The 23,921-nt window shown below is 70.6% G+C and carries 21 protein-coding genes; 7 read left to right on the top strand and 14 right to left on the bottom strand.

Annotated elements, in window-relative coordinates:
* The first annotated feature begins 158 nt into the window (after window positions 1-158).
* Both AC07O8_RS23955 and AC07O8_RS23950 read left to right on the top strand, forming a co-directional pair.
* The gene (locus AC07O8_RS23955) at window positions 159-2,006 is read left to right on the top strand and encodes a glycoside hydrolase family 15 protein (RefSeq protein ID WP_495050437.1); all 1,848 of its coding nucleotides are present in this window, start codon (window positions 159-161) and stop codon (window positions 2,004-2,006) included.
* A gap of 2 nt (window positions 2,007-2,008) precedes the next feature.
* A complete protein-coding gene (locus AC07O8_RS23950) occupies window positions 2,009-2,812 on the top strand; it encodes a glucose 1-dehydrogenase (protein ID WP_495050497.1) in 804 nt (267 codons plus the stop codon).
* Window positions 2,813-2,854: 42 nt separating this feature from the next.
* Here the strand turns inward: AC07O8_RS23950 and AC07O8_RS23945 are convergent, their stop codons facing one another.
* Entirely contained in the window at window positions 2,855-3,793 is a 939-nt protein-coding gene (locus tag AC07O8_RS23945; RefSeq protein WP_495050436.1) for a LysR family transcriptional regulator, read from the bottom strand.
* 129 nt (window positions 3,794-3,922) lie between these two features.
* Between AC07O8_RS23945 and AC07O8_RS23940 the strand changes: the two genes are divergently transcribed.
* Window positions 3,923-5,356 carry an MFS transporter gene (locus AC07O8_RS23940; RefSeq protein ID WP_495050435.1) on the top strand — a complete coding sequence of 478 codons (1,434 nt, stop codon included), beginning with the start codon at window positions 3,923-3,925 and terminating at the stop codon, window positions 5,354-5,356.
* 99 nt (window positions 5,357-5,455) lie between these two features.
* Here AC07O8_RS23940 and nusB read toward each other — a convergent pair whose 3' ends face one another.
* The 12 genes from nusB to AC07O8_RS23880 all read right to left on the bottom strand — a co-directional run bounded on the left by nusB (window position 5,456) and on the right by AC07O8_RS23880 (window position 15,347).
* Entirely contained in the window at window positions 5,456-5,980 is a 525-nt protein-coding gene (gene nusB, locus AC07O8_RS23935) for a transcription antitermination factor NusB (protein WP_495050434.1), read from the bottom strand.
* Window positions 5,977-6,441 (bottom strand): 6,7-dimethyl-8-ribityllumazine synthase, encoded by a 465-nt coding sequence (gene ribH / locus AC07O8_RS23930; RefSeq protein ID WP_495050433.1) that lies wholly within the window; start codon window positions 6,439-6,441, stop codon window positions 5,977-5,979. The genes nusB and ribH overlap by 4 nt, the downstream gene beginning before the upstream one ends.
* A 7-nt stretch (window positions 6,442-6,448) precedes the next feature.
* On the bottom strand, window positions 6,449-7,561 hold the full coding sequence (ribBA, locus tag AC07O8_RS23925; RefSeq protein ID WP_495050432.1) for a bifunctional 3,4-dihydroxy-2-butanone-4-phosphate synthase/GTP cyclohydrolase II: 1,113 nt from the start codon (window positions 7,559-7,561) through the stop codon (window positions 6,449-6,451).
* Between the two features lie 56 nt (window positions 7,562-7,617).
* On the bottom strand, window positions 7,618-8,757 hold the full coding sequence (gene ribD / locus AC07O8_RS23920) for a bifunctional diaminohydroxyphosphoribosylaminopyrimidine deaminase/5-amino-6-(5-phosphoribosylamino)uracil reductase RibD (protein ID WP_495050431.1): 1,140 nt from the start codon (window positions 8,755-8,757) through the stop codon (window positions 7,618-7,620).
* A 10-nt stretch (window positions 8,758-8,767) separates the two neighbouring features.
* Entirely contained in the window at window positions 8,768-9,223 is a 456-nt protein-coding gene (locus AC07O8_RS23915) for a type IV pilus modification PilV family protein (protein WP_495050430.1), read from the bottom strand.
* A complete protein-coding gene (locus AC07O8_RS23910; RefSeq protein ID WP_495050429.1) occupies window positions 9,220-10,347 on the bottom strand; it encodes a hypothetical protein in 1,128 nt (375 codons plus the stop codon). Before AC07O8_RS23910 ends, AC07O8_RS23915 begins: the two co-directional genes overlap by 4 nt.
* Window positions 10,344-11,009, bottom strand: coding sequence for a PilW family protein (locus AC07O8_RS23905; protein WP_495050428.1), 666 nt, complete (start codon window positions 11,007-11,009; stop codon window positions 10,344-10,346). Before AC07O8_RS23905 ends, AC07O8_RS23910 begins: the two co-directional genes overlap by 4 nt.
* 13 nt (window positions 11,010-11,022) lie before the next feature.
* Window positions 11,023-11,538 carry a type IV pilin protein gene (locus AC07O8_RS23900; protein ID WP_495050427.1) on the bottom strand — a complete coding sequence of 172 codons (516 nt, stop codon included), beginning with the start codon at window positions 11,536-11,538 and terminating at the stop codon, window positions 11,023-11,025.
* Window positions 11,535-12,188, bottom strand: a complete 654-nt coding sequence (locus AC07O8_RS23895; protein ID WP_495050426.1) for a GspH/FimT family pseudopilin — start codon at window positions 12,186-12,188, stop codon at window positions 11,535-11,537. Before AC07O8_RS23895 ends, AC07O8_RS23900 begins: the two co-directional genes overlap by 4 nt.
* 189 nt (window positions 12,189-12,377) lie before the next feature.
* Window positions 12,378-12,821 (bottom strand): transcriptional regulator NrdR, encoded by a 444-nt coding sequence (nrdR, locus tag AC07O8_RS23890; RefSeq protein ID WP_067271194.1) that lies wholly within the window; start codon window positions 12,819-12,821, stop codon window positions 12,378-12,380.
* Between the two features lie 16 nt (window positions 12,822-12,837).
* Window positions 12,838-14,088 carry a serine hydroxymethyltransferase gene (glyA, locus tag AC07O8_RS23885; RefSeq protein ID WP_495050425.1) on the bottom strand — a complete coding sequence of 417 codons (1,251 nt, stop codon included), beginning with the start codon at window positions 14,086-14,088 and terminating at the stop codon, window positions 12,838-12,840.
* 407 nt (window positions 14,089-14,495) lie between these two features.
* Entirely contained in the window at window positions 14,496-15,347 is an 852-nt protein-coding gene (locus AC07O8_RS23880) for a lytic transglycosylase domain-containing protein (RefSeq protein WP_431257715.1), read from the bottom strand.
* Between the two features lie 307 nt (window positions 15,348-15,654).
* On the opposite strand from AC07O8_RS23880, the gene AC07O8_RS23875 reads away from it, so the two are divergent.
* On the top strand, window positions 15,655-17,208 hold the full coding sequence (locus AC07O8_RS23875) for a UbiD family decarboxylase domain-containing protein (protein ID WP_495050424.1): 1,554 nt from the start codon (window positions 15,655-15,657) through the stop codon (window positions 17,206-17,208).
* Between the two features lie 234 nt (window positions 17,209-17,442).
* Here the strand turns inward: AC07O8_RS23875 and AC07O8_RS23870 are convergent, their stop codons facing one another.
* Window positions 17,443-18,210 carry a YdcF family protein gene (locus tag AC07O8_RS23870; protein WP_495050423.1) on the bottom strand — a complete coding sequence of 256 codons (768 nt, stop codon included), beginning with the start codon at window positions 18,208-18,210 and terminating at the stop codon, window positions 17,443-17,445.
* An 89-nt stretch (window positions 18,211-18,299) separates the two neighbouring features.
* On the opposite strand from AC07O8_RS23870, the gene AC07O8_RS23865 reads away from it, so the two are divergent.
* From AC07O8_RS23865 to AC07O8_RS23855, 3 genes are all read left to right on the top strand, one after another.
* Window positions 18,300-22,439, top strand: coding sequence for a DUF748 domain-containing protein (locus AC07O8_RS23865; RefSeq protein WP_495050422.1), 4,140 nt, complete (start codon window positions 18,300-18,302; stop codon window positions 22,437-22,439).
* 87 nt (window positions 22,440-22,526) lie between these two features.
* Window positions 22,527-23,102 carry a peptide-methionine (S)-S-oxide reductase MsrA gene (gene msrA / locus AC07O8_RS23860; RefSeq protein ID WP_495050421.1) on the top strand — a complete coding sequence of 192 codons (576 nt, stop codon included), beginning with the start codon at window positions 22,527-22,529 and terminating at the stop codon, window positions 23,100-23,102.
* Entirely contained in the window at window positions 23,099-23,911 is an 813-nt protein-coding gene (locus tag AC07O8_RS23855; protein WP_495050420.1) for an ABC transporter ATP-binding protein, read from the top strand. Before msrA ends, AC07O8_RS23855 begins: the two co-directional genes overlap by 4 nt.
* Window positions 23,912-23,921 lie beyond the last annotated feature (10 nt).

The raw sequence follows: 23,921 nt of genomic DNA, 5'->3' as shown, positions 1-23,921 counted from the left end.
TGGTCGGCGCGCCACGCCGGTGCGCGGGGGCGATCATCGGCACGAAGCGGTATGTCACGGTGCGAAGCGCCACATCCCGGTGCTTCACGCTGCGCAATGTACGGCGATGTGGGAACACCGATTGCAGGGGCTTCCCGCATTTGGCGCCAGGAGTTGCATTGAGTTACCCCGACATCGGATCGCACGGCGTGATCGGCAACTTGCGCACGGCCGCACTCGTGGGCACCGACGGCACGATCGACTTCTTCTGCTTCCCCCGCTTCGACTCGCCGAGCGTGTTCCTGTCCTTGCTGGACGACCGGCGAGGGGGGCGATTCAGCCTCCGGCCCGCCGAGGGGGCCGACATGCACACGCGGCAGATGTACCTGCCCGACACGAACGTGCTGCTGACCCGCCACATGTCGGCCAAGGGACTGGTCGAGGTCATCGACTACATGCCGCTGCGCCGCACCGGTCCGCAGAGCGCCCTGGTGCGCCGGGTTCGCTGCATCCGGGGCGCGCAGCGCTTCGAGATGCGATGCGAGCCGCGGTTCGACTACGGGCGTGCCGAGTGCGAGGCCCGCGTCGGTGACGACGGCCTGCTGGCGACGTTCACGATGGGGGAGTCGCCCGGCCCGATGCAGTTGCGCAGCACGGTGACGCTGGCGGTGGATCGCGACGCCGCCGGCGCGGTCGTCGCCACGATGGATCTGAAGGCGGGGGACGAGGTCGCCTTCGTCTTCGAATGCGTGGCGGAACGGCCGACCGACCACGAGGATCTCCACGCCTTCCTGGAGGCGTCGTTCACGGAGACCGTCGCGTACTGGCAGAGCTGGAGCGAACGCTCGTCCTATCGCGGCCGGTGGCGGGAGATCGTGCTGCGCTCCGCGCTGGTCCTGAAGCTGCTCAGCTCGGCCGAGCACGGCGCGATCATCGGCGCCGCGACCTTCGGCCTGCCCGAGCACGTCGGCGGCGTGCGCAACTGGGATTACCGCTACTGCTGGATCCGCGACGCGGCGTTCACCGTGCATGCGCTGCTGCGGCTGGGTTACACCGAGGAAGCCGACCGCTTCATCGCCTGGGCCAAGGGCCGCGCGGACGACGACGAACCAGGCGATGTGCCGCAGGTGCTCTATGCCGTCGACGGGCGCCGCGTCGAGGGCGAGGTCGAACTCGATCATCTCGACGGGTATCGCGGCTCCCGCCCGGTCCGCGTGGGCAATGCCGCCGCCGCGCAGCTGCAGCTGGACGTGGTGGGGGAACTGGTCGACGCGATGTACCTGGCCGACCGGCATGGCGCCGCGCTCTCGATCGACGTCTGGCGCCGGTTGACGACCCGCATCGACTGGCTGTGCGAGCACTGGGACCAGCCGGACGACGGCATCTGGGAGATGCGCGGCGAGCGTCGCGATTTCCTCTCGGGCCGGCTGCTGAGCTGGGTGGCGCTGGACCGCGCGCTGCGCATGTCCAAACGCTTCGCACGCCCGGCCCCTGTCCTGCGCTGGGTCGAGACGCGCGACGCCATCGCGTCGCAGATCATCGATGAATTCTGGCATCCCGGGAAACAGGCCTTCGTCCAGTACCGCGGCGGCGACACGCTCGACGCGGTGGTGCTGCTGATGCCGATGGTCCAGTTCATCGGGTCCAGCGATCCGCGCTGGTTGTCCACGCTCGACGCCGTGGGCCGGGAACTGAGCGTGGACGGTCTCGTCGCGCGATACACCACGGTGGACGGCGCCGACGGCGCCGACGGGGGCAACCTCGACGGGCTGCGCGGCCAGGAGGGCGCCTTCATGCCGTGCTCGTTCTGGTACGTCGAATGCCTGGCCCGGGCAGGGCGTGTCGACGAGGCGCGTCTGCATTTCGACAAGCTGCTGACCTACGCCAACCACCTCGGGCTGTATGCCGAGGAGATCGGACACGGCGGCGAGCACCTCGGCAACTTCCCGCAGGCGCTCACCCACCTGGCGCTGATCAGCGCCGCGCTTGCGCTGGATCGCGCCATCGACCCGGAGAAGTCCCCATGACCATGACCCCCACCCTGCATCGACAAGTGGCCCTCGTGACAGGCGCCAGCTCCGGCATCGGCAAGGGCATCGCGCTGGCGATGGCCGACGCCGGCGCCGCGGTGGTGATCAACTTCCATTCCCAGGAGGAGGAGGCGCGCAAGGTGGTCGAGCACATCACCCGGAACGGCGGCCGCGCGATCGCGGTGAAGGCCGACGTCGGTGCGGAGTCCGAGGTCGCGCGCCTGTTCGAACAGGCGGTGGCGGCCTTCGGCCGGGTCGACATCCTCGTGGCCAACTCCGGCATCCAGCGCGACGCGCCGATCGGCGAGATGACGCTCGACCAGTGGAACGAGGTGATCGGCACCAACCTGACCGGGCAGTTCCTCTGCGCGCGCGCGGCGGTCGGCCTGTTCCGCCGGCAGGGGCGGGATGAGGCGCGTTCGCGCGCACTGGGCAAGATCATCCACATCAGCTCCGTCCATCAGCTCATCCCGTGGGCCGGCCATGCGAACTACGCGGCGTCCAAGGGCGGCATCGACCTCTTCATGCGCAGCCTCGCGCAGGAGGTGGCGCAGGAGGGCATCCGCGTGAACGCCATCGCGCCGGGCGCCATCGCCACGGCGATCAACCGGGCGTCGGTGGAGGACGAGGCGGCGAGGCGGAAGATGCTGTCGCTCATCCCGTATGGCCGCATCGGCGCGCCCGAGGACGTGGCGGCCGCCGCGCTGTGGCTCGCGAGCGATGCCTCGGACTACGTGGTCGGCACGACCTTGTTCATCGATGGCGGGATGAGCCTGTATCCGGAGTTCCGGCACGGCGGCTAGGGGCGTCGGTCGCCGAGTCACGTCTGCGGCGGTCGCACGCCGTCAGGTCGGTGCCAGCGATCGGCACAGCTCGAACACCAGGCCACGCAGCCACTGGTGCCCCGGATCCTTGTCCTGACGCGGGTGCCACATCTGGGACACGGTGATGGGGTCGGTCGGCACGGGCAGCGGGATCGCGCGCAGCGCGCCGTGGGCCAGCTCCGGACGGAAGAAGGTCGACGGCACCAGCGCCACCAGGTCCGTCGCGGCCGCGATCGACAGCGCCGCGCGGAAACTCGGCACGACGACCGCGACCCGACGTTCCAGCCCGCGTGCGGCGAGCGCTTCGTCCACCGGGCCTGCGCGACGGCCTCGTCGCGACGTGACCACGTGAGCGCAGGCCGCATAACGAGCCAAGTAACCAGCCAGATGACGCGCTGCATCGGGTTCCTGCCCGTCGAGCAGCGCATGGCCCGCGCGCACCGCGGCGACGAAATGGTCGCGATAGAGCGCCTGGATGCGGACTTCGGGGCCGGACGCGCCGAGGACGCCGATGTCCAGATCGATCAGGCCCTCGCGCAGCGGGCGGACGTCCTTGTCGGGCTTGGGGGCGAAACGCAGGCACACGCCGGGCGCTTCATCCGCCGCGCGGGCGACCAGCGCCGGTGCGAAGGCCTCGATGAAGCCATCATTCGCCCGCAGCGTGAAGGTCCGTTGAAGCCGTCGCAGGTCCCAGCCGGCGCCGGCAGGCTGCAGCACGGCGCGCGCGCCCTGGGCGAGCTCCCGGACCTGGTCGCGCAGCGCGAGTGCGTGCGGTGTCGGCACCATCGTGCGGCCGGCGCGCACGAGCAGCGGATCGCCGGTGGCCGCGCGCAGTCGCGCCAGCGTGCGGCTCATCGCGGATTCGCTGAGCCGCAGGCGCTCGGCGGCCTTCGCCACGCTGCCTTCGGCGAGCAGGGCGTCGAGCGCGGTGAGCAGGTTGAGATCGATGTCGTCGGCCATCGCGGCACGCTAGCACGCGCGCGCGCAGTGCGGATGGCGTCGCGTGCAGGGACTCCCTGCGTCCCGCGCGCTGGTCGCGTCGCCGGGCAGCTCCTATGCTGGACGCCTCTCTTTCGAGCCGCCGCCCCGATGTCCGCCACCTTGTCCGGTTCGTCCTCCTCCAAGTCCCACCTCCACGCCGACACCCACGCCGACACCCCCGGCGATACCCAGGGCGACATCGATACCGACGGCGTGCCGCTGCCTCGCCGTCACGCGGCGGTCGCGGCGCTCCTCGGCGCGATCGCGCTCGTGGTGCTGGACGGCGCGATCGCCAACGTCGCGCTGCCCAACATCGCGCAGACCTTGCGGAGCTCGCCCGCCGATGCCATCTGGGTCGCGACGGCCTATCAGCTGGCCGTGGTGATGTTCCTGCTGCCGGCCTCGGCGCTGGGCGAGCGGCTCGGTTACCGGCGGGTCTTCGTCGCCGGCGTCTCGCTGTTCACCGCGGCGTCCGGGCTGTGCGCGCTGGCGCCCTCGCTGGGGTGGCTGGTGGCCGGGCGATGCCTGCAAGGCCTGGGCAGCGCGGCGGTGATGCCGCTGGGCCTGGCGCTGCTGCGGTTCACCTATCCGAAGCGGCTGCTCGGTCAGGCCATCGCGTACAACGCGCTGGCGGTCGCGGGCGCGTCCGCGGCCGGCCCCGCCATCGGCGCGGCGATCCTGTCGGTGGCCGGCTGGCCGTGGCTGTTCGCGGTGAACCTGCCGGTCGGCCTGCTGGTGCTGATCGCCGCGCGCGGATTGCCGGGCACGCCCGGCACGCGGCGTCCGCTGGACGTCGTGAGCGTCGCCCTGAATGCCGGCATGTTCGCGGCCTTCGTCCTCGGCGGCGATCAAGTCCTGGCACGTCCGCTGGAAGGGGGCGCGCTGCTGGTGGCCGCAGTCGTCTGCGGCGCGCTGCTGGTCCGTCGCGAACTGCCGCGCGCGGCGCCGCTGATTCCGCTGGACCTGCTGCGCTCGCCGTCGTTCCGGATGTCCATCATCGCGTCGGTGTGCTGCTTCACCGGGCAGATGGCGAGTTACGTCGCACTGCCGTTCTACATGCACCACGTGCTGGGACTGAGCGTGCTCGCGACCGGCCTGCTGATGACGCCGTGGCCGCTGGCGGTGATGCTGGCCGCGCCCTTGTCCGGTCGACTGGCCGACCGCTTGCCGACGGCCTGGCTTTGCGCGGCCGGGGCGGGTTGTCTCGCCACGGGGCTCGCGCTCTGCGCGGCCTGGCCGCTGCAGGCCGATCCCCGGCCGCCGCTGATCGTCTTCACCGCGTTGGCGGGGCTGGGATTCGGCTTCTTCCAGACGCCCAACAACCGCAACATGCTGCTGTCCGCGCCGAAGGAGCGCAGCGGCGCGGCCGGCGGCGCGCAAGGCGTGGCACGCCTCACTGGTCAGACGCTGGGCAGCCTGCTGATGGGGCTGCTGTTCACGTGGCTGCCGGCGTCACGGGCGTCGCATGCGGGCCTGGGCATGGCCGCGGGTTTCGCGCTGGTCGCGGGGCTGGTGAGCGTGTGGCGAGGGCGCGCGACGTAGCGCGGTGCTCGGTTCTCGCGGCCGGCAGGGAATCCGCGCCAATGAAAAAGGCCGACGCCTCCCACGCGGGAGGGGCGTCGGCCTCGATCCGTGTGGAGATCAGTTGCCGCGGACGGACTTGACCTCGACGGGACGCAGGTCGATCGCGGCGCGGTCCAGCACGCCGTTGACGTACTTGTGGCCGTCCGTGCCGCCGAAGGACTTGGCCAGTTCGACGGCCTCGTTGATCGCCACCTTGTACGGGATGTCGATGCAGTTCTTCAGCTCGTACGCGCCGATCATCAGGATCGCGTGTTCGATCGGGGACAGCTCGGTCGTCTTGCGGTCCGCATGACGGGCCAGCACCGCGTCCAGATCCGCCGCCTCTTCGATGGCGCCGTTGAACAGCTTGTCGTAGTGACCGCGGTCGGCCTTCTCGAAGCCTTCCTGCTCCCGGGTGTGCGCGTCGATCACGCCCAGATCGTCGCCGGTCACCAGCCACTGGTAGATGCCTTGCAGCGCGTGCTCGCGCGAACGGCGGCGGGCCGACTTGGCCGGCGCCTTCTTGGCGGCCGGCTTGCCGCCTGAATTGCCGCCGCTCTTGGGAGCGGGCTTGCCGGCGGGAGAGTTGTCGTTCGTGTTCACTTGAGTTCTTTCAGCAGCTGTGCCATCTCGACGGCAACGGTCCCGGCATCGCGGCCTTTGTCTTCGGCCCGCGCCCAGGCCTGTTCCTCGTTCTCGACCGTCAGGATCGCGTTGGCGATCGGCACGCGGTAGTCGAGCGTCAGGCGCGTCACGCCGGCGCCGCTCTCGTTGGCGACCAGCTCGAAGTGGTAGGTCTCACCCCGGATGATGCAGCCCAGCGCCACGAGCGCGTCGAACCTGCCGCTCTCGGCCATGGCCTGCAGCGCCACCGGCACTTCCAGCGCGCCCGGCACGGTCACATGGCGGATGTCGGCGTCCTGGACGCCCAGTCGCGCCAGTTCGCCCAGGCAGGCCTTGGCCAGCGCCGTCGTCAGTTCGTCGTTGAATCGCGCCTGCACGACGCCGACGCGCAAGCCGCGTCCGTCCAGTCGGGTCGATTGACCCTTGTCAGATCCTTGCATGCGGTCCTCAGCAATTCTTGTCGTTGGCGCCGACCTGGGCGGCCTGGAAGCCGGTCACCTCCAGCCCGTAGCCGGTCATGCTCGGCATGCGGCGCGGGCTGCCCAGCAGCTGCATCCGCTGCACGCCGAGTTCGCGCAGGATCTGCGCGCCGACGCCGTAGGTGCGCAGGTCCATGGTCTGGCGGGCGTCTTCCGAGGCGCTCGGCTGCAGCCGAGCCAGCATCGCATCCGCGTCCTCGCCGCAATTGAGCAGCACCGCCACGCCGGCGCCTGCCTGCTGGATCGCCGCCAGCGCCTGCGGCAGCGGCCAGCTGTGGCCGCAGCGGCCGGCATCCAGCAGGTCCATCGCCGAGAAAGGCTCGTGCACGCGCACCAGCACCTCCTGGTCAGGCTGCCATTCACCGAGCACCAGCGCCATGTGGACGTTGTTCGAGCGGTCGCGGAAGACGTGACAGTCGAAGCGGCCTTCGCGCGTGTCCAGCGGACGCTGCGCGATGCGCTGCACGATCGATTCGTTGCGGCTGCGGTACTCGATCAGGTCGGCAATGGTGCCGATCTTCAGGCCGTGTTCCTTGGCGAAGATCTCCAGGTCCGGCAGACGCGCCATCGTGCCGTCGTCGTTCATGATCTCGCAGATCACGCCGGCGGGCGTCAGGCCCGCCATGCGCGACAGGTCGCAGCCGGCCTCGGTGTGGCCGGCGCGCATGAGCACGCCGCCGTCCTGCGCCTGCAGCGGGAAGATGTGGCCCGGCTGGACCAGGTCGGCCGCGACCGCGCCCTTGGCGACCGCCGCCTGCACGGTGCGCGCGCGGTCGGCGGCGGAGATGCCGGTGGTGACGCCCGTGGCCGCCTCGATCGACACGGTGAACGCCGTGCCGTGCTTGGTGCCGTTGCGGGTGGCCATCGGCGGCAGCTGCAGCTGTTCGCAGCGCTCTCGGGTCAGGGTCAGGCAGATCAGGCCACGGCCATGCTTGGCCATGAAGTTGATCGCCTCCGGCGTGACGTGGTCGGCGGCGAGGACGAGGTCCCCCTCGTTCTCGCGGTCCTCTTCGTCGACGAGGATGACCATGCGGCCAGCCGCCAGCTCGGCGACCAGCTCGGGAATCGGTGAAATAGGCATGGGTGCGATTGTAGGCGGGGCGGCCCGGTCGCCCGGGTCGCGGGGTTCCTGGGACGCTACACGGCGACGGGCCGCAGGCGAAGTCGGAGATCGCCCCCGACGGACTGGCAGTCGACCCGCTGGAAGCGCGGCGCCCCGTCGAGCGCCGTCAGCCCGCCCAGGTCGACCATCCCTCGGCCTTCGCCCAGCAGCATCGGCGCCAGGTAGATCAGCAGCTCGTCGATCAGCCCCGCGCGCAGCAGCGACCCGTTGAGCTTGTAGCCGGCCTCGATGTGCAGCTCGTTGATCTGGCGTCGGCCGAGGTCGCGGATGGCCGCGGCCAGGTCGACCTTGCCTCTGACCGGATCGGGGACGGACACCAGTTCCGCGCCGCGGGCCGCCAGCGCGGCACCGCGTTCGCCCGGTTCGGCCAGGGCGTGATAGATCAGCAGGGATCCGGGCGGCGCCAGCAGCCGCGCAGCTGGCGACAGCTCCAGGCGGGAGTCGATCAGCACGCGTTGCGGCTGCAGCACGGTGTGAACGTCGCGGACGTCCAGGCGCGGATCGTCCTCGCGCGCGGTGCCGATGCCGGTCAGCACCGCGCCGGCGCGACGGCGCCAGGCGTGGCCGTCGCGGCGGGCCTCGGGGCCGGTGATCCACTGGCTCACGCCGTTCGAGAGCGCGGTCCGCCCGTCCAGGGACGCGGCGATCTTCATCCGCACGAAGGGAAGTCCGTGCTGCATCCGGGTCAGGAAACCGATGTTGAGCTCCCGCGCCTCGATGGCGCAAGCATGGTCGGGCGGCAGGACCTCGGTCGATATTCCGGCGGCCCGCATCCGTGCGAGACCCTGACCGGCGACTTGCGGGTTGGGATCGCCGAGCGCCACCACGACCCGTCCGAGGCCGGCCGCGATGAGCGCGTCGCAGCAGGGCGGCGTCCGGCCGTGGTGGGCGCAGGGCTCCAGGGTCACATAGGCGGTGGCGCCGCGCACGTCCTGACCCCGCGCCTGCGCGTCGCGCAGGGCCATGATCTCGGCGTGCGCCTGCCCGGCGGCCTGCGTGTGTCCCTGGCCGAGCACCTGCTCCTCCCGGTCGACGATCACGCAGCCGACACGGGGGTTGGGATCGGTCAGGCCGACCGCGTCCTGGGCGAGGCGCACGGCCTCGGCCATCCAGCGGTCGTCGCGCGGCAAATCAGGGGGGCGGACTTCTTGCATGGCGGGAAGTCTAGCGGCGCGATCCCGGAGGCAGCTGCAGCACCCCCGAGAGGGCCGGATCGGTGAGGGGGAGCAGGCTCTCCAGCGTGACCGACCGGGAGCGGCCGGTGCGGTCGGTCCACTGCACGCGCAGGCGCACGGGCCGCAGCGGCGGGGGCATGAACCCGGCGTCCTGCTCGCCCGTGTCGCCCCGACCCAATGCGTCGGCCGCGAGCGCTGAACCGCCTGCGATGGAGAACTCGATGTCGGGACCTTCCCAGGACATCGCGGGGGAGGGGGCGTCCGGCTGCCAGCGCCAGCGCTCGAGTTCATTGTGGGCGAGGCGCAGGGCCTGATCGTGGTGGCGCGCTTCGTCGGCCGCCACGCGCAGCCGGACCTGCAGTGTCATGAGCGCGACCGCGCCGATCGACAGCAGCACGAGCACGACCAGCGCCTCGATGAGGGTGAAGCCGCGGGATGTTGTCATCGTGCCGGTGTCCATCCGCCGGGTACCGGCAGGAAGCTGCCCATCTGGCGATGGATGCGATAAAGGACGGCGGCGTCGTGGATGAGTTCGACCGAGCCGGCCTTGTCCACCCGGGCGTCGCTGACCACCGCCCCGCGCAACGAGGTGGACTGGCCCGCGGGCGGATGCCAGTCGACACCGTCGCGGGCGTAGAGCACGCCTTGCGGATGACCGGGCGCGAGGAGTTCCAGCCGTCCGTCGACGATCAGCACCAGCGGCGAACCGTCGAGCGCCGACGCCGGCCACTGGGACAACTGCGCGTCGCCGTCGATCCAGATCAGACGCCGTCCGCGCGCCAGGGCCTGGGCCAGCGGCGCGCTGCAATCGCCGGCGCAGCGCAGTCGCACGATGGCAGGTTGGTCGCGGTAGCGGGTTGGCGGATAACCGAAGACCCGCAGGAAGCTGCCCGGCCCCTCGACCAGGGCCGACGGCGGCGGCAGGCGCAGGGCGCTGAGCAGCGCGAGTTGCTGGGCGGTCTCGGCCACGCCGATCGGTCCGCCGGAGAGGTCGTCGCAGTCCGTCCGGACATCGCTGCAGCCGCGCACGATGAGCTTCAACTGTCCCGATCCGCCCGCGTCGACGAAGCGGATGCTGAACTGCGGCTGCGCCTCGCCATCGGCGCGAGGCGCCGTGACGAGCTCGCCGGTGGCCGAGCAGTGGCAGGCCCATCGCAGCGGCCCCGAGTTCGCGCAGGCGGGCGGGGCCGCGGCAGCCGCGGCGGCCGTTGCGGTCGGCGCTGTCGGCGCGGCAGAGGCGGGCGGCGTTCCTTGCGCGTGATAGTGGCCGTCTGCGCCGATCGACAGGTAGCGGCTGCGGAAGTCCGAGGGCGTCGTGACGCCGCCCACCGCTCGCACCGTCGCGGGTCGGCAGGCGTCGTCGATGGCGCCGCCGTTGAGCATGGCGACCGCCCAGGCCGTGCCGGCCTCCGCGGCCTCCGCCGCCGTGGCCGCCCGGAGATCATTGGCGGACACCCGCTGCGCCGTCACCAGTTGACGCACCGCCCAGGAGGCGCCAAGCGCCAGCACGCCCAGCAGCACGACACACATCGCCAGCGTGCCCAGTCCTCGTTCCTCGCGCCGGATCATGGGCAGTCTCCCGACAGCGCGTGGTTGTGCAACTGGCTGATCAGTTCGAGGCGGTGCTTGACGCGCGGATCGTGCACGGCCTCCGCATCGACGGTCAGGGTCACCAGGCGCGTGGACAGGTTCGGCGTGCAGCTCGCCGCACCGCCGGAGGCACAGCCCGCGGCGCAGGCATCGTCCAAGGCATGCCCTTGCGATGCCAGCTGCACCTGGAGCTCACGCACGCGCAGCAGATCGGGATCGGTCACGGGCTGGTAGCGGCCGGCGATCAACTGGTCGATGCGGCCGTCGCTCAGGCGGAAGCCCGAGGTCTCGCGCACGCTCGCGCCGCCGGAAGCGCTCCCGTCCCGGGCGAAGCTGTAGGTCACCCAGCGTCCCGAGTCCTCCACGAGGAGATCGGCGTAGGGGTTGCGGACCGGCGCGTCCGGGTCGTCCTGCCAGACCCCGTCCTGCGCCTTGTCCCAGAACGCCGCGCGCCGGAGGTCGCGCAGCATGAGCTCGGCCGTGGCGCGCAGTTCCTGCTGGACCTGCAGTTCCAGCATCAGCCGGCGATGTTCCCCCAGCTGGACGCCGGCCATCGAGAAGGCGCCCGCCAACAGCAGGAGCCCGATCGTCAGACCGATCATGAACTCGACCAGGGTGAAGCCCCGTGAACGGTATTTCATGGTGTCTTCTCCATCATCGCGGCCAGCAGGTGTCGGTCTGCTCGGCGCCCTGGTCGTCGAACCCGGTCGTGGACGTGGCGCCAAGTTCCTGCCGGAGCGTCAACACCCGGCACCGGCGGTCGGCGGATTGCGCGCCTTGCGCCGTGGCCTCGAGCTGGTAGCGCGTGGCGTCGGCCTGGGCGATGCGCAGGCGATAGAGCCCGCCCTGCGTCGTCGCCGCTTGCCCCAGGTCCTCCAGGCGGTCGGCGTAGCGGGGACCGCGGGAGCGGAAACGCTCCTGTGCGAGCTGGATGGCCTGCAGCGCTTCGCGCGCCTCGGCACGGCGGCCCTTGATGACCTGGTCCCGGAAGCCGGGCAAGGTCAAGGCGGCCAGCACGGCCACGATCGCCAGCACGGTCAGGGCCTCGATCAGCGAGAAGCCGCGGGGCGTCCCGTGCCTCTGCGTCGGGCAGATGGGTACCGCGGGCCGGCGGGCGGACGGCATCGGGATCGGGATCGGGGGCGGGGTGGGGATCGGACGCGTCGTCATGCGCACCTCGGCAGGCGGCTCAGCGCGCCGTCGGGTGTGCAGCTGCGCACGCGGCCGGTGATGCTGACGATGTGGTGGACCGAGCCGATGCCGCTCACGCGCACATCGATCGTGCCGCTGACCGACACGGTTCCCTGGCGGCCGCTGAACAGCATCGACGGCACGTTGGACGTGACCTCCGCCTGGCCCCGCTCGCGCACCCAGCGCACCTGCTTGATCGCCTGGGCGTCGGCACGGCAAGTGGGTGGCGCGTCCACGTGGCAGTCGCAGCCGCCGACGGCGCCGGTGTGCAGCACATAGCAGCGTCCGCTGCCCGCGACGGCGGACTCATCGCCGCCGAATCGCAGGATCACATTGCGCGCGCCCTGGATGGCTTCGCTGCGGGCAAGTTGCAGGTCGCCGAGCACCGCTTGCGCGGCATTCGCGAGTCGCTGGCGCCAGAGCCAGTCACGCAGGTCGGGGGCCGCAAGCAGGGCCACGAGCGCCACCAGCGCGATGCTGACCATCGCCTCGATGAGGCTGAGGCCGCGGGCACCGGCACGGGTACGGGCGCCGCAGGAGGGCGGATGCGCGCTCGGAGCGCTTGAAGAGCTGGAAGAGCTCGAAGAGCTTGAAGAGCTCGAGGACGTTGGAGAGGCGGAGGGCTGCAAGGAAAATCTCCCGAAGAGTTGCTGGGAACTCTAGGGAGATGGCCTGCGTTGCGCTTCGCCTTCAGGAGGGAAACGCCGGCCCGCTGAAGGGGGCCGGCTTTTGGGGGATGTCTGGGGACGCATGGGGGATGCGCCTGAAAAGTCCGTGAAGGACGCGTGATCCCCGAGCGTGCTCCGACGAACTCGGTCTCAGATGTCGCGGATCAACTGCCGGAACTCGTCGACGTCCTCGAACGAGCGGTACACCGACGCGAAGCGCACGTACGCGACCTTGTCGATGCGCTTGAGCTCGCGCATCACGTGCTCGCCCAGCTTGGTCGACGGGATCTCGCGCACGCCCGTGCTGAGCAGCTTTTCCTGGATGCGCTCCAGCGCCGCGTCGATCTGCTCGATGCTCACCGGCCGCTTGCGCAGCGCCAGCGTCATCGACGCGCGCAGCTTGCCCATGTCGAACTCGGCGCGCGTGCCGTCCTTCTTCACGACCATCGGCAGCGCGATGTCCGCGCGTTCGTAGGTCGTGAAGCGCTTGTCACAGGACTGGCAGCGACGGCGGCGACGCACCACGTCGCCTTCGTCGGACTCCCGGGTCTCCGACACTTGCGTGTCGCCGTGACCGCAGAACGGGCAACGCATGTGGCGCCGGCCCCGCTCAGCGGTAGACCGGGAACTGACGCGTCAGTTCGGCCACCTGCTCGCGCACGCGGGCCAGGTTGGCCTCGTCGTGCGGGTTGTCCAGCACGTCGGCGATCAGGTGGGCGGTCTTGCGCACCTGCTCCTCCTTGAAGCCGCGCGTGGTCATGGCCGGCGTGCCCAGACGGACGCCGCTGGTGACCATCGGCTTCTGCGGATCGTTCGGGATGCCGTTCTTGTTGCAGGTCATGTGGGCGGCGCCCAGGATGGCCTCGGCTTCCTTGCCGGTCAGGTTCTTCGGGCGCAGGTCCACCAGCATCACGTGGCTTTGCGTGCCGCCGGAGACGATGCGCAGGCCGCGCTCGATCAGCGTGTCGGCCAGCACCTTGGCGTTGGCGACGACCTGCTGCTGGTAGGCCTTGAACTCGGGCGTCAGCGCTTCCTTGAAGGCCACGGCCTTGCCGGCGATGACGTGCATCAGCGGGCCGCCCTGGATGCCGGGGAAGATCGCCGAGTTGATCTTCTTGGCGATCGCCTCGTCGTTGGTCAGGATGATGCCGCCGCGCGGGCCGCGCAGGCTCTTGTGCGTCGTCGAGGTGACGACGTCGGCATGCGGCAGCGGGTTCGGGTAGACGCCCGCGGCGATCAGGCCGGCGTAGTGGGCCATGTCGACCATGAAGTAGGCGCCGATCTCCTTGGCGATCTTGCCGAAGCGCTCGAAGTCGATGTGCAGGGAGTACGCCGAGGCGCCCGCGATGATCAGCTTGGGCTTCTTCTCGCGCGCCAGCGCTTCCATCGCGTCATAGTCGATCGCTTCCTTGGCGTCCAGGCCGTAGGAGATGACGTTGAACCACTTGCCGCTCATGTTGAGCGCCATGCCGTGGGTCAGGTGACCGCCTTCGGCCAGGCTCATGCCCATGATGGTGTCGCCGGGCTGCAGCAGCGCGAAGAACACGCCCTGGTTGGCCTGCGAGCCGCTGTTGGGCTGCACGTTGGCGAACTCGGCGCCGAAGAGCTGCTTCAGGCGGTCGATCGCCAGCTGCTCGACGATGTCCACGTACTCGCAGCCGCCGTAGTAGCGCTTGCCGGGATAGCCCTCGGCGTACTTGTTGGTCAGCTGGCTGCCCTGGGCTTCCATCACCGCCGGAGAGGTGTAGTTCTCCGAGGCGATCAGCTCGATGTGGTCTTCCTGGCGCCGGGTCTCCTGCTGGATGGCGGCGAAGACTTCGGCATCGACGTTGGCGAGGGTCTGTTGGGTGCGGTCAAACATGATGATGTCGGCTCAAGGGTTGGCGCCGCCCGCCCGGCAGCGCATCGGCGCGATCGCCGGTCAGCAAGGACGGCGATCCGGCGACGGAGGACGGAACGAGGGCGGCCCAGGCGAACGGCACGGACAACCGGGGACGTCCCCGGCCGTTCGCGCTTCCCGGTGGTGGCCCACCTCGGGCGACGCCTGCGTCGGTGAAGGAATGATCACCGGTCAGGGCGCCCTGATCGCCAGTTGCGCGAAGCCCGCAGTGTAGCCGCACCGTCGAGGGGCGCCGGTCTTCTCGTGACATTGTTCCCACGGGCGCCGGGACGGAGGCTTCGCCCAATGAGGAACGGGTTCCGATGGGAACCCGTTGTCAAGCCCTTGCCGGGCCCTTGCCGAACTGTGCGGAAGGCGCGGCGCAGCGATCAGCGCATCACGGCCGTCATCGCGACCTGTTCGCCGGTAGGAGTCGGCGCGGACGCCGGCTCGCGGACCGGACGCGGCGCCGACGGGCTGACGTTGCGGCCCTGGGCGACGGCCTTGAGCAGGTCCTGCTCGGCCAGCACGCGCGAGGCGTAGCCGGTGTCGTCGGGCAGGTTGGCGGCCCCCACGTAGCGGCGCAGGCCTTCCTCGAGGCTGCCGGCGCGCTGGATGCACTCCTTCAGCACCTGCACGCCAACCCGCAGGTTGGTGACCGGGTCGAAGGCGGCGAAGTTGCCGCCGAAGGCCTCGTACTTGTCGTCGTGGACGCGCGTCATCACCTGCATCAGGCCCTGGGCGCCGACGGCGCTCTGGGCGAACGGGTTGAATCCGGACTCGATCGCCATGATGGACAGGATCAGCGTCGGCTCGACGCGGGCGCGCTGGCCGACGTCCCAGGCTTCCTTCACCAGGCGGCTGACCGGTTCCGGCGCCACGCGGTAACGGCGCGCCAGGTAGTTGGCCACCAGCGCCTGCTGGCGGGTGAGCTCCTTCGGATCGACCGCGGTGGCGCGGCTGATCGCGTCGGGCTCGGCCATCAGCGCGAGCACGTCGCCGGAGGCCTCGACGCGCGCCTCGTGGCGGGCGTTGAGCCAGCCCAGCACCTGGCCTTCCAGTTGCTGGCGCAGGTCGGCCTGGCTGGCGAAGACCAGCCCGACGGCGACGACGGCGAAGCCCACCAGGGCGAGCGTGTTGTGGCTGACGACCAGGAGGCCCTGGCCGATGTCCTTGACGAAAAGCACCAGGGCGGCTTGCGCCTGGCGGGGCAGGGATAGCAGGTCTGAACGCGCTGTCATGCGACTCCTTTCTCCGACCACACCCGGTGTTTGTCTGGCGAGCCGCTCGAAGCGTTCACTCGCAGGACACCCACCTGGGGGTGGTGATAATGGGCCGGCTCGGGCGTCGTCGACGGCTCGGAGGGCTCTCAGAGGGCTCCGGGCTCTTGATGCGACAGACGGGCGATCCAGCGTCCATTGGCAGCACACCGGCTTCGCGTCCCACAGCGAAGACCGGGATAACCCTGGGGGCCAGGGCAGGGCGCGATTCTATGGATCAAAAATAACCCGTCAACCGTATGGGCCTTGTTCTTAACTACTTTGAGTTATGAAGTACCGAGATCTGCGTGACTTTATGGGCGCTTTGGAGGCCATGGGCGAGCTCCGCCGCGTGGCCGAGCCGGTGTCTCCCGTGCTCGAGATGACGGCGGTGAGCGACCTCGTGCTCAAGGCGGAAGGCCCGGCGCTGCTGTTCGAACAGCCGACCGGCTTCCGCATGCCGGTGCTGGCCAACCTGTTCGGGACGCCGCGGCGCGTGGCCTTGGGCATGGGGGCCGAGTCGACCACCCAGTTGAGGGAGGTCGGCCAGCTGCTGGCGACGCTGAAGGAGCCGGAGCCGCCGCGCGGCCTGCGCGATGTCGGCAAGCTGGCGCAGATGGCCAAGGCGCTGTGGGACATGAAACCGTCGCTGGTGAAACGGCCGGCCTGCCAGGAGCAGGTGATCGAGGGCGCGGACGTCGACTTGAAACGGCTGCCGATCCAGACCTGCTGGCCCGGCGACGTCGGACCGCTGCTGACCTGGGGCCTGGTGGTGACGCGGGGGCCGCAGAAGATCGCGAACCCGCGGCTGCGTCAGAACCTCGGTATCTATAGACAGCAGCTGATCGGCAAGCGACAGCTGATCATGCGCTGGCTGGCGCATCGGGGAGGTGCCCTGGATTTCCGCGACTTCGGCATCGCGAATCCGGGACAGCCGTTCCCGATCGCCGTGGCGCTCGGCGCCGACCCGGCGACCACGCTCGGCGCGGTGACGCCGGTGCCGGACACGCTGTCCGAATTCCAGTTCGCCGGCCTGCTGCGCGGCTCGCGGACCGAGGTCGCCGACACCAACGTCGGCGAGGCCGGCCGCATGCTGCAGGTGCCGGCGACGGCGGAGATCGTGCTCGAGGGCCACATCCCGCCGGCGGCGCCGGGCTTCACCGGCCACAGCGAGGACGGCATCCCGCTCAAGGAGAAGGGCGGCTACCTCCATGCGCTGGAAGGCCCCTACGGCGATCACACCGGTTACTACAACGAGCAGGACTGGTTCCCCGTCTTCGAGGTCAACCGGATCACCCAGCGCGACGGCGCCATCTACCACTCGACCTACACCGGCAAGCCGCCCGACGAACCGGCGGTCCTGGGCGTGGCGCTGAACGAGGTGTTCGTCCCCATCCTGCAGAAGCAGTTCCCTGAGATCGTCGACTTCTATCTGCCGCCGGAAGGCTGCAGCTACCGGATGGCGGTCATTTCGATCAAGAAGGCCTATCCGGGGCATGCCAAGCGGCTGATGTTCGGCCTGTGGAGCTACCTGCGCCAGTTCATGTACACGAAGTTCATCGTGATCGTGGACGAGGACGTCGACATCCGCAGCTGGCAGGACGTGATCTGGGCGATCACGACGCGCATGGACCCGGTGCGGGACACGACGCTGGTCGAGGGCACGCCGATCGACTACCTGGACTTCGCCTCGCCGGTCAGCGGACTGGGCGGGAAGATGGGCCTGGACGCGACCAACAAGTGGCCGGGAGAGACGCCGCGCGAATGGGGCCGCGTGATCGAGATGCCGGCCGAGCAGAAAGCCCGTGCGGCGGATCTCTATCGGCGTTTGTTCGGGGGCTAGGAAACTACGGATCCCGGGGGGCGGCCGCTTGAAAGGGCCCGCGCGCCGACCTAATGTTGTCGGGCCTTTCCGGCACTTCCACTGGCGCAGTCTCTGCGCGCCAGGAGCCCTGTGGCAATTCGCCGCGGAGCCCCAAAGGCGGCTGGTCCGCCCACCCCTTCCTCGTCCGGCACGTCCGGCGCGGAGGGGGTTTCTCTTTGTGGCGCCGTCAATGTCCGCCGCCCATGTCCGCCGTCAATGACCGCCGACGTAGCCCAACCATTCGTAGCCCAGGTAGCGCGCCCGCGAGATGCCTTCCTGCGACGGCAACAGGTCGCGCCATTCGAACCCGGGCAGCGCGAGGCCCAGGGGCGCGGGAATCACCTCCACCTCGGGCGGCAGGGCGTCGCGGAAGGCCCGGAGCGACCGGCGCATGTGCACGTCGTGCGTGACCAGCACGACGCGGCGGATCGATTGCCCGCGTAGCAGCTCGGCGGTGAATGCCGCGTTCTCGCGCGTGTCGGTGGCGCGATCCTCCTTGGCCGCGAGCGTGAAGCCGAACTCCTGCGCCGCGGTGCGTTCGGCCAGGGCTGCCTCGGTCAGCCGGTCGTCCGACGCGTCGCGGGGCGTGCCGCCGGTGAACATGAGCGGGATGCCCGACTGTCTCGACAGCCAGATCCCATAGCGCAGCCGCTCGATCGACAGGGCCTTGAGCTGCGGGCCGCCGTACTCCGGCATCAGCTTGCGGGCACCGCCGCCGAGCACCACGATGATCGTTTCCTTCGCCGGAACGTCCTTCAGGCGTTCGACCCGCACGGCCTGCTGCGTCCCCAGCAGGCGGTCCTGCAGCCACAGCGCGCCGAGCTCGGTGCTGCCAACCCAGACGGCGATCAGGCCGGTCGCGAACAGCGCGCCGGAGAGCCAGCGGCGGCGATGCCGCAGCCCCCACGCGAGCAGCAGCAGCGGAAAGGCGCCGGTGGGCGGCAGCAGGAACGCTGCGACCGCATGTATCAGGTCGTTCATCGAGAGCCGGGGATCGGTGTCAGGCGTTGAGGCCCGCCAGCATAATCAGCTTCCTTGACGACTCGTCCGGGTTTCGCCGGCTGCCCTTCGTGTTCTTCTCTGCTCTTCCGGTCTGGCCCCGGCGCGCGCTGCGCGTGCTCGTCGGCCTGGCGCTGTCCGTCGTCGCGCTGCTGCTGGTCGCGTGGATCGCGCTGCCGATGTGGATCGAGCGGGCGGGCGTCAGGATCGCGTCCGAACAGCTGGGACGCACTGTCACCTTGGGCGCGGCGAGCTTCACGCCGTGGCGGCTTGCGCTCACGCTGGACGGATTGAAGATTGCCGGACCGACGGCCGGCGCGCCGCCGCTGTTCGAGGTGCAGCGCGTGCGCTCGGTGCTGTCGCCGCGCTCGTTGTGGCACCTGGCGCCGGTGCTGTCGTCGCTCACGGTGGACGCACCCCGGGTGCGCGTCGCGCTGCTCCCCGACGGCAAGACCGACCTCGACGACGTCCTCGCCAGGCTGGCCGCGGCGCCCAAGGCGCCGCCCACTGCCGACGACGGGCCCGCCGAGGCCGCGCTCTACAACATCGAGCTGACCGACGGCGAGTTCCGCCTGGACGACCGCACGGTCGGGATGGTCCATGAGCTCCAGGCGCTCCACCTGGGCATCCCCTTCCTGTCGACGCTGGATACGGACGTCGAGGTCCACGTGCAGCCGCGATTGTCGGGGCGCCTGAACGGCGTCGGTTTCCAGAGCGAGGGCCAGGCGCAGCCGTTCGCGGACACCCGCAGCGCAAGCATGACGGTCAAGCTCGACGCGCTGGACCTGTCCGCATACCGCGCCTACTGGCCCAAGGAACTGCCGATGCGGCTGGCCAAGGGCTTCGTCGATTCGCAACTCACGCTGGATTTCAAGCAACCGCCGAAGCAGCCGCCGGAGGTCAAGCTCAGCGGCAGGACTTCGGTGCGTGAGCTGTCGCTGCAGCGTCGTGCGGCCGGCGAAGCTGACGGCCAAGCGGACGGCAAAGCGGACGGCGGCTGGGCGGACTGGCTGCGCTGGCAGGCGCTGACCGTCGACCTGGCAGACGTGCAGCCGCTGAAGCGGCAGGTGCTGCTGGGCGCGGTGAGCCTGAAGCAGCCGGAACTGCTGATGGGCCGCGACCCGCAAGGGCGACTGTGGCTGCCGGAGATGCCGGCCGGGAAGGCGGCGCCGACACCGACGTCGGACACCGTCGCTGCGGCCCCAAGGACCGCGTCGTCTGACGCCGCGAAGACACCGGCCAAGGGCGCGGCGCCGTGGCGCGTCGGCGTGCAGCAACTCGCGTTGGAAGGCGGTCGCGTCGGCTGGACCGACGAAACGCTGCGTCCCGTGGCCCGGTGGCACATCGACGGCCTGACGATCAAGGGCAGCGGGCTGAACTGGCCGTTGGCCGCGAAGGCGGCGCCCGTGCAGATCGTCGCGACGCTGTCGCCTGAAGGCGCGAAGACGCCAGCCGCCTTCAGCGGCAAGGGTGAGGTCGGCGCGGCGGGCATCGCCCTCGACTGGGCGTTGAAGGACCTCGCGCTGGACGGCTTCGCGCCGTATCTGAAGGCGGCGACGCCGCTGTCGGTGCAGGGCCGCTTCGCGACGCAGGGCGCCGTGCGGGCGGGGCCGTCGGGCGAGGACCTGAAGCTGTCGCTGAAGGCGCTCAGCCTCGACGACGTGCAACTGGCCGACGGCAGGACCCCGGTGCTGGCGCTGAAGCAACTGAGCCTCGACCAGGCGGAACTCGCGCTCGACAGCCGCAAGCTGAGCGCCGGCCGCCTGGCGCTGGTGGCGCCGAAGGCGCAGTTGGGCCGCGACAAGGCCGGCAAGTGGAGTTGGGACGCCTGGACGGGACCTTCGACCCCGTCGCATGCGACGGGCGGGCAAGGCGCCGCGACCGCGGCGACTGCGGCGACTGCGGCGACTGCGGCGACGACGCCGCGCCAACGCCGGCTCGAAGGGCGCGGCGATCGCTTGACGCTGGACGTGCCCGAGGTGTTGCAAAGTCCTGTGACCGCAACAGCGCCGGCACCCGCGCGCGTCAACGACGCCCCGTGGACCGCGCAGATCGCCGAGATCGCCGTGGAAGGCGGCGAGGCGACCTTGCTCGACCTGGCCACGCATGTGCTCGATGACGAGCCCGCCCGGCCGATCGGCGTGCAGGAGCTGATGCTGAAGGTGTCCGGCATCGACTGGGACGGCCGCCAGCTGCGCAAGCCGCTGCCGGTGCAACTGGGCGCCACGCTGCGCCGCCCCGACGCCACGCGCCGGAATATGCGCGAGGTGCCGAAGTTCCGCTGGGACGGCCAACTGGCGCTGGCGCCGCTGAAGGTCTCGGGACGCCTGAGCGCGGAGCACTTGCCGCTGCACTGGGCCGATCCCTACCTCGATCCGTCCATCGGCATCCATCTGCAGCGCGCCGAAGGCTCGATGCGCGGCGGCTTCGAGTTCACGGAAACCCCCCGGGGGCCGTCGGTGCGGGCCGGCGGCGAGTTGCTGATTGCCGATCTGCGGCTGCGCCAGGCGCGTCTGCAGGAGGGCAAGCGGCGGTCGGCCGAGGACCTGCTGAGCTGGCAAGGCCTGAAGCTGGGCGGGCTGCGGGTGGCGCTGGCGCCCGGCGGCGCGCCGGACGTGAAGATCCAGCAGGCCGTGCTGGACGAGTTCTACGCGCGCCTGATCATCAATGAGCAGGGGCGCCTCAACCTGCGCGACCTGAACCAGACCGAGCAGGGCCAGGCGGTGGCCGCCGTGGCGGGCACGCCGGCGGCCTCCGCGCCGGTGGCGGCGACGGTGGCGCGCGCGACCGCGCCGCCGGAGCCGGCAGCACCTGCAGCACCTGCAGCACCTGCAGCACCTGCAGCACCTGCAGCATCGGCTGCATCGGCTGCCGCCGGCGATCCGCCGCTGCGCATCAGCATCGCCGAGACCCGCGTCAATGGCGGCAAGGTCGATTTCAACGACCGCTTCATCAAGCCCAACTACAGCGCCAACCTCAGCGAGCTGACGGGGACGCTGGGCGCGTTCTCGGCGGGCTCGACGGCGATGGCGCCGCTGCAGCTCAAGGGCAAGGTCGAGGGCACCGGGCTGCTCGACATCAGCGGCCAGTTGAACCCGAGCGGCGCGCCGCTCGCGCTCGACATCACCGCCAGCGCGACCGACATCGAGCTCGCGCCGCTGTCGCCCTACGCCGGCAAGTACGCGGGTTACGCGATCGAACGCGGCAAGCTGTCCACGCGGGTCCACTACCAGATCGAGCCCGGCGGCCGCCTCGAGGCCGACAACAAGGTCGTGCTCAACCAGCTGACCTTCGGCGACCGCATCGACAGCCCGACCGCGACGCGGCTGCCGGTCAAGCTGGCGGTGGCCCTGCTCAAGGACAGCGACGGCGTCATCGACGTCGACCTGCCGGTCAGGGGCTCGCTCAACGATCCGGAGTTCAGCGTCGGCGGGCTGGTGGTGAAGCTGATCGTCAACCTGCTGACCAAGGCGTTGACCGCGCCGTTCTCGCTGCTGTCCGGCGGTGGCGGCGCCGAGATGAGCCAGCTGGCGTTCCAGCCGGGCACCGCGGCGCTGCAGCCGGAGGCGGCGAAGAAGCTCGAACCGTTGACGAAGGTGCTGGCCGACAAGCCGGCGCTGCAACTGAGCATCACCGGCTGGGTCGATCCCGAGGGCGAGCGCCGCGCGGCGCAAGGCGCGAGGCTGGAAGACGCGCTGATCGCCGAGCGCCGCCGCGAACTGCGGCGCGCGTCGGTCACGCAGGCGGTCGGCGCGCCGGCGGCGTCGGGCGCCTCGGGCATCTCGGGATCTGCGGGCGCTTCGGGCACGTCGGGCACGTCGGGCACGTCTGGCACGTCTGGCACGTCGGCGGACGCCGCGCCGGCACCGGTGGTGCTCGACGACGCGCAGCGCGCGCGGCTGCTCAAGCTCGTCTACGACAACGCCAAGCTGCCCAACAAGCCGCGCAACGTCATCGGGCTGTCCAAGGACATCCCGGCGGCGCAGATGCGCGAGCTGCTGATGGACAGCTACACCGTCACCGACGAGCAGTTGCGCGAGCTGGCGCTGCAGCGCGCGGTCGCGGTGCGCGACGCGCTGCTCGAACGCGGCGTGCCCAACGCGCGCATGTTCCTGGCCTCGCCGAAGCTGCATGCGAAGGACGACGAGCGCGGTGCCGACAAGGACAAGGCCTGGTCGCCGCGCGTCGATCTGGCGCTGAGCGCACAGTGAGCCCCCCGGGACGCGCGCCGTCCCGGTCTTGATCGCCGATGATCCGCCCACAAGTGACCCGGTCGACCGATTCACGAGGAACCCGCCATGACCACCACCCCGAACCCTGTCCACCTCCCACCCGGCGAGGACCTCATCACCCTCGGCGGCGGCTGCTTCTGGTGCACCGAGGCGGTGTTCCTGCGCGTCAAGGGCGTGCTCGGCGTGGAGTCCGGCTACACCAACGGGCCGGTCGTCAGCCCGAACTACGAGCAGGTCTGCGCCGGCAACACCGGTCATGCCGAAGTCGTGCGGGTGCGCTTCGACACGAAGGTCGTCAGCCTGGAGGACCTGCTGCAGGTCTTCTTCACCATCCACGATCCGACGACGCTGAACCGCCAGGGGGCGGACGTCGGCACCCAATACCGGTCCGGCATCTACTACACGCGGCCCGAGCAGCTCGGCGTGATCCGGCAGGTCGTCGACGAGGCGCAGCGCGCCCACGGCGGCAAGGTCGTCACCGAGGTCCAGCCCGAAGAGAACTACTGGCCCGCCGAGGCGTATCACCAGGACTACTTCGCCAACCATCCGGAGCAGGGCTACTGCGCCTTCGTCGTGGCGCCCAAGGTCGACAAGTTCGCCAAGAAGTTCAAGGAACTGCTGAAGGACGAGGCGGCGGGTTGAGGGTCGTTCTCGACGGGCTGCGCTATCGCTACGGCGGCCGGCCCCAGGCGCGCGAAGTGGACGTCAAGGGCGATGGCGATGGTCCGTGCGCGACCAGCACCGGCACCGGCACCGGGATCGACCTCCGGTTCCCGGACTTCGCGTTGCCCGCCGACGGTCATCTGCTGCTGCGCGGCGCGTCCGGCAGCGGCAAGAGCACGCTGCTCGCGCTGATGGCGGGCCTGCTGACGCCGTCGGGCGGACGGCTGGCGATGGGGGAGGTCGACGTGGGCGCGCTGGCGCCGGCCGCGCGGGACGCCTGGCGCGGCGCGCGGCTCGGCTTCGTGCCGCAGCGCTTGCACCTCAGCCCCTCGCTCAGCGTGCGCGACAACCTGTCGCTGCCCTATGTGGCGGCCGGCCTGGCGCCGGATCTCGCGCGTATCCGGGCCTTGCTCGACGAGCTCGGCATCGGCGCGCTCCAGGAGCGCCGTCCGCATGCGCTCAGCCAGGGGCAGGCGCAGCGGGTGGCGCTCGCGCGGGCGCTGCTGCGCGCGCCGCGCTTCGTGCTCGCCGACGAACCCTCGGCCAACCTCGACGACGAGGCCTGCGAAGCGACGCTGGCGCTGCTGCGCCGCGCGGTCGTCGAGCACGGCGTGTGCCTGATCATCGCCTCGCATGATGCGCGGATCGAGTCGGCGTGGGCCGGCTGGCCGGCGCTGCACCGGCTGCGGCTCGCGGGGCGGAGTGCCGACGCCGTGGCGTCGAATTCCGATCACGCCGTGGCGTCGAACCCCGATCACGCCGCGGCATCGTCGACCCCGATCTCATGAGCCGCGCGCC

This window comes from Roseateles sp. GW821-FHT09G09, from assembly GCF_059415965.1.
Note: the sequence above shows the minus strand (reverse complement) of the source record. Positions and strands in the feature narration are given on the sequence as shown.

Bases quoted from the DNA above. Each gene is read 5' to 3' on its own strand.
- AC07O8_RS23950 (WP_495050497.1), top strand. From the start codon at position 2,009: ATGACCCCCACCCTGCATCGACAAGTGGCCCTCGTGACAGGCGCCAGC.
- AC07O8_RS23945 (WP_495050436.1), bottom strand. From the start codon at position 3,793: ATGGCCGACGACATCGATCTCAACCTGCTCACCGCGCTCGACGCCCTG.
- AC07O8_RS23940 (WP_495050435.1), top strand. From the start codon at position 3,923: ATGTCCGCCACCTTGTCCGGTTCGTCCTCCTCCAAGTCCCACCTCCAC.
- ribH (WP_495050433.1), bottom strand. From the start codon at position 6,441: ATGCAAGGATCTGACAAGGGTCAATCGACCCGACTGGACGGACGCGGC.
- ribBA (WP_495050432.1), bottom strand. From the start codon at position 7,561: ATGCCTATTTCACCGATTCCCGAGCTGGTCGCCGAGCTGGCGGCTGGC.
- ribD (WP_495050431.1), bottom strand. From the start codon at position 8,757: ATGCAAGAAGTCCGCCCCCCTGATTTGCCGCGCGACGACCGCTGGATG.
- AC07O8_RS23915 (WP_495050430.1), bottom strand. From the start codon at position 9,223: ATGACAACATCCCGCGGCTTCACCCTCATCGAGGCGCTGGTCGTGCTC.
- AC07O8_RS23910 (WP_495050429.1), bottom strand. From the start codon at position 10,347: ATGATCCGGCGCGAGGAACGAGGACTGGGCACGCTGGCGATGTGTGTC.
- AC07O8_RS23905 (WP_495050428.1), bottom strand. From the start codon at position 11,009: ATGAAATACCGTTCACGGGGCTTCACCCTGGTCGAGTTCATGATCGGT.
- AC07O8_RS23900 (WP_495050427.1), bottom strand. From the start codon at position 11,538: ATGACGACGCGTCCGATCCCCACCCCGCCCCCGATCCCGATCCCGATG.
- nrdR (WP_067271194.1), bottom strand. From the start codon at position 12,821: ATGCGTTGCCCGTTCTGCGGTCACGGCGACACGCAAGTGTCGGAGACC.
- glyA (WP_495050425.1), bottom strand. From the start codon at position 14,088: ATGTTTGACCGCACCCAACAGACCCTCGCCAACGTCGATGCCGAAGTC.
- AC07O8_RS23880 (WP_431257715.1), bottom strand. From the start codon at position 15,347: ATGACAGCGCGTTCAGACCTGCTATCCCTGCCCCGCCAGGCGCAAGCC.
- AC07O8_RS23875 (WP_495050424.1), top strand. From the start codon at position 15,655: ATGAAGTACCGAGATCTGCGTGACTTTATGGGCGCTTTGGAGGCCATG.
- AC07O8_RS23870 (WP_495050423.1), bottom strand. From the start codon at position 18,210: ATGAACGACCTGATACATGCGGTCGCAGCGTTCCTGCTGCCGCCCACC.
- msrA (WP_495050421.1), top strand. From the start codon at position 22,527: ATGACCACCACCCCGAACCCTGTCCACCTCCCACCCGGCGAGGACCTC.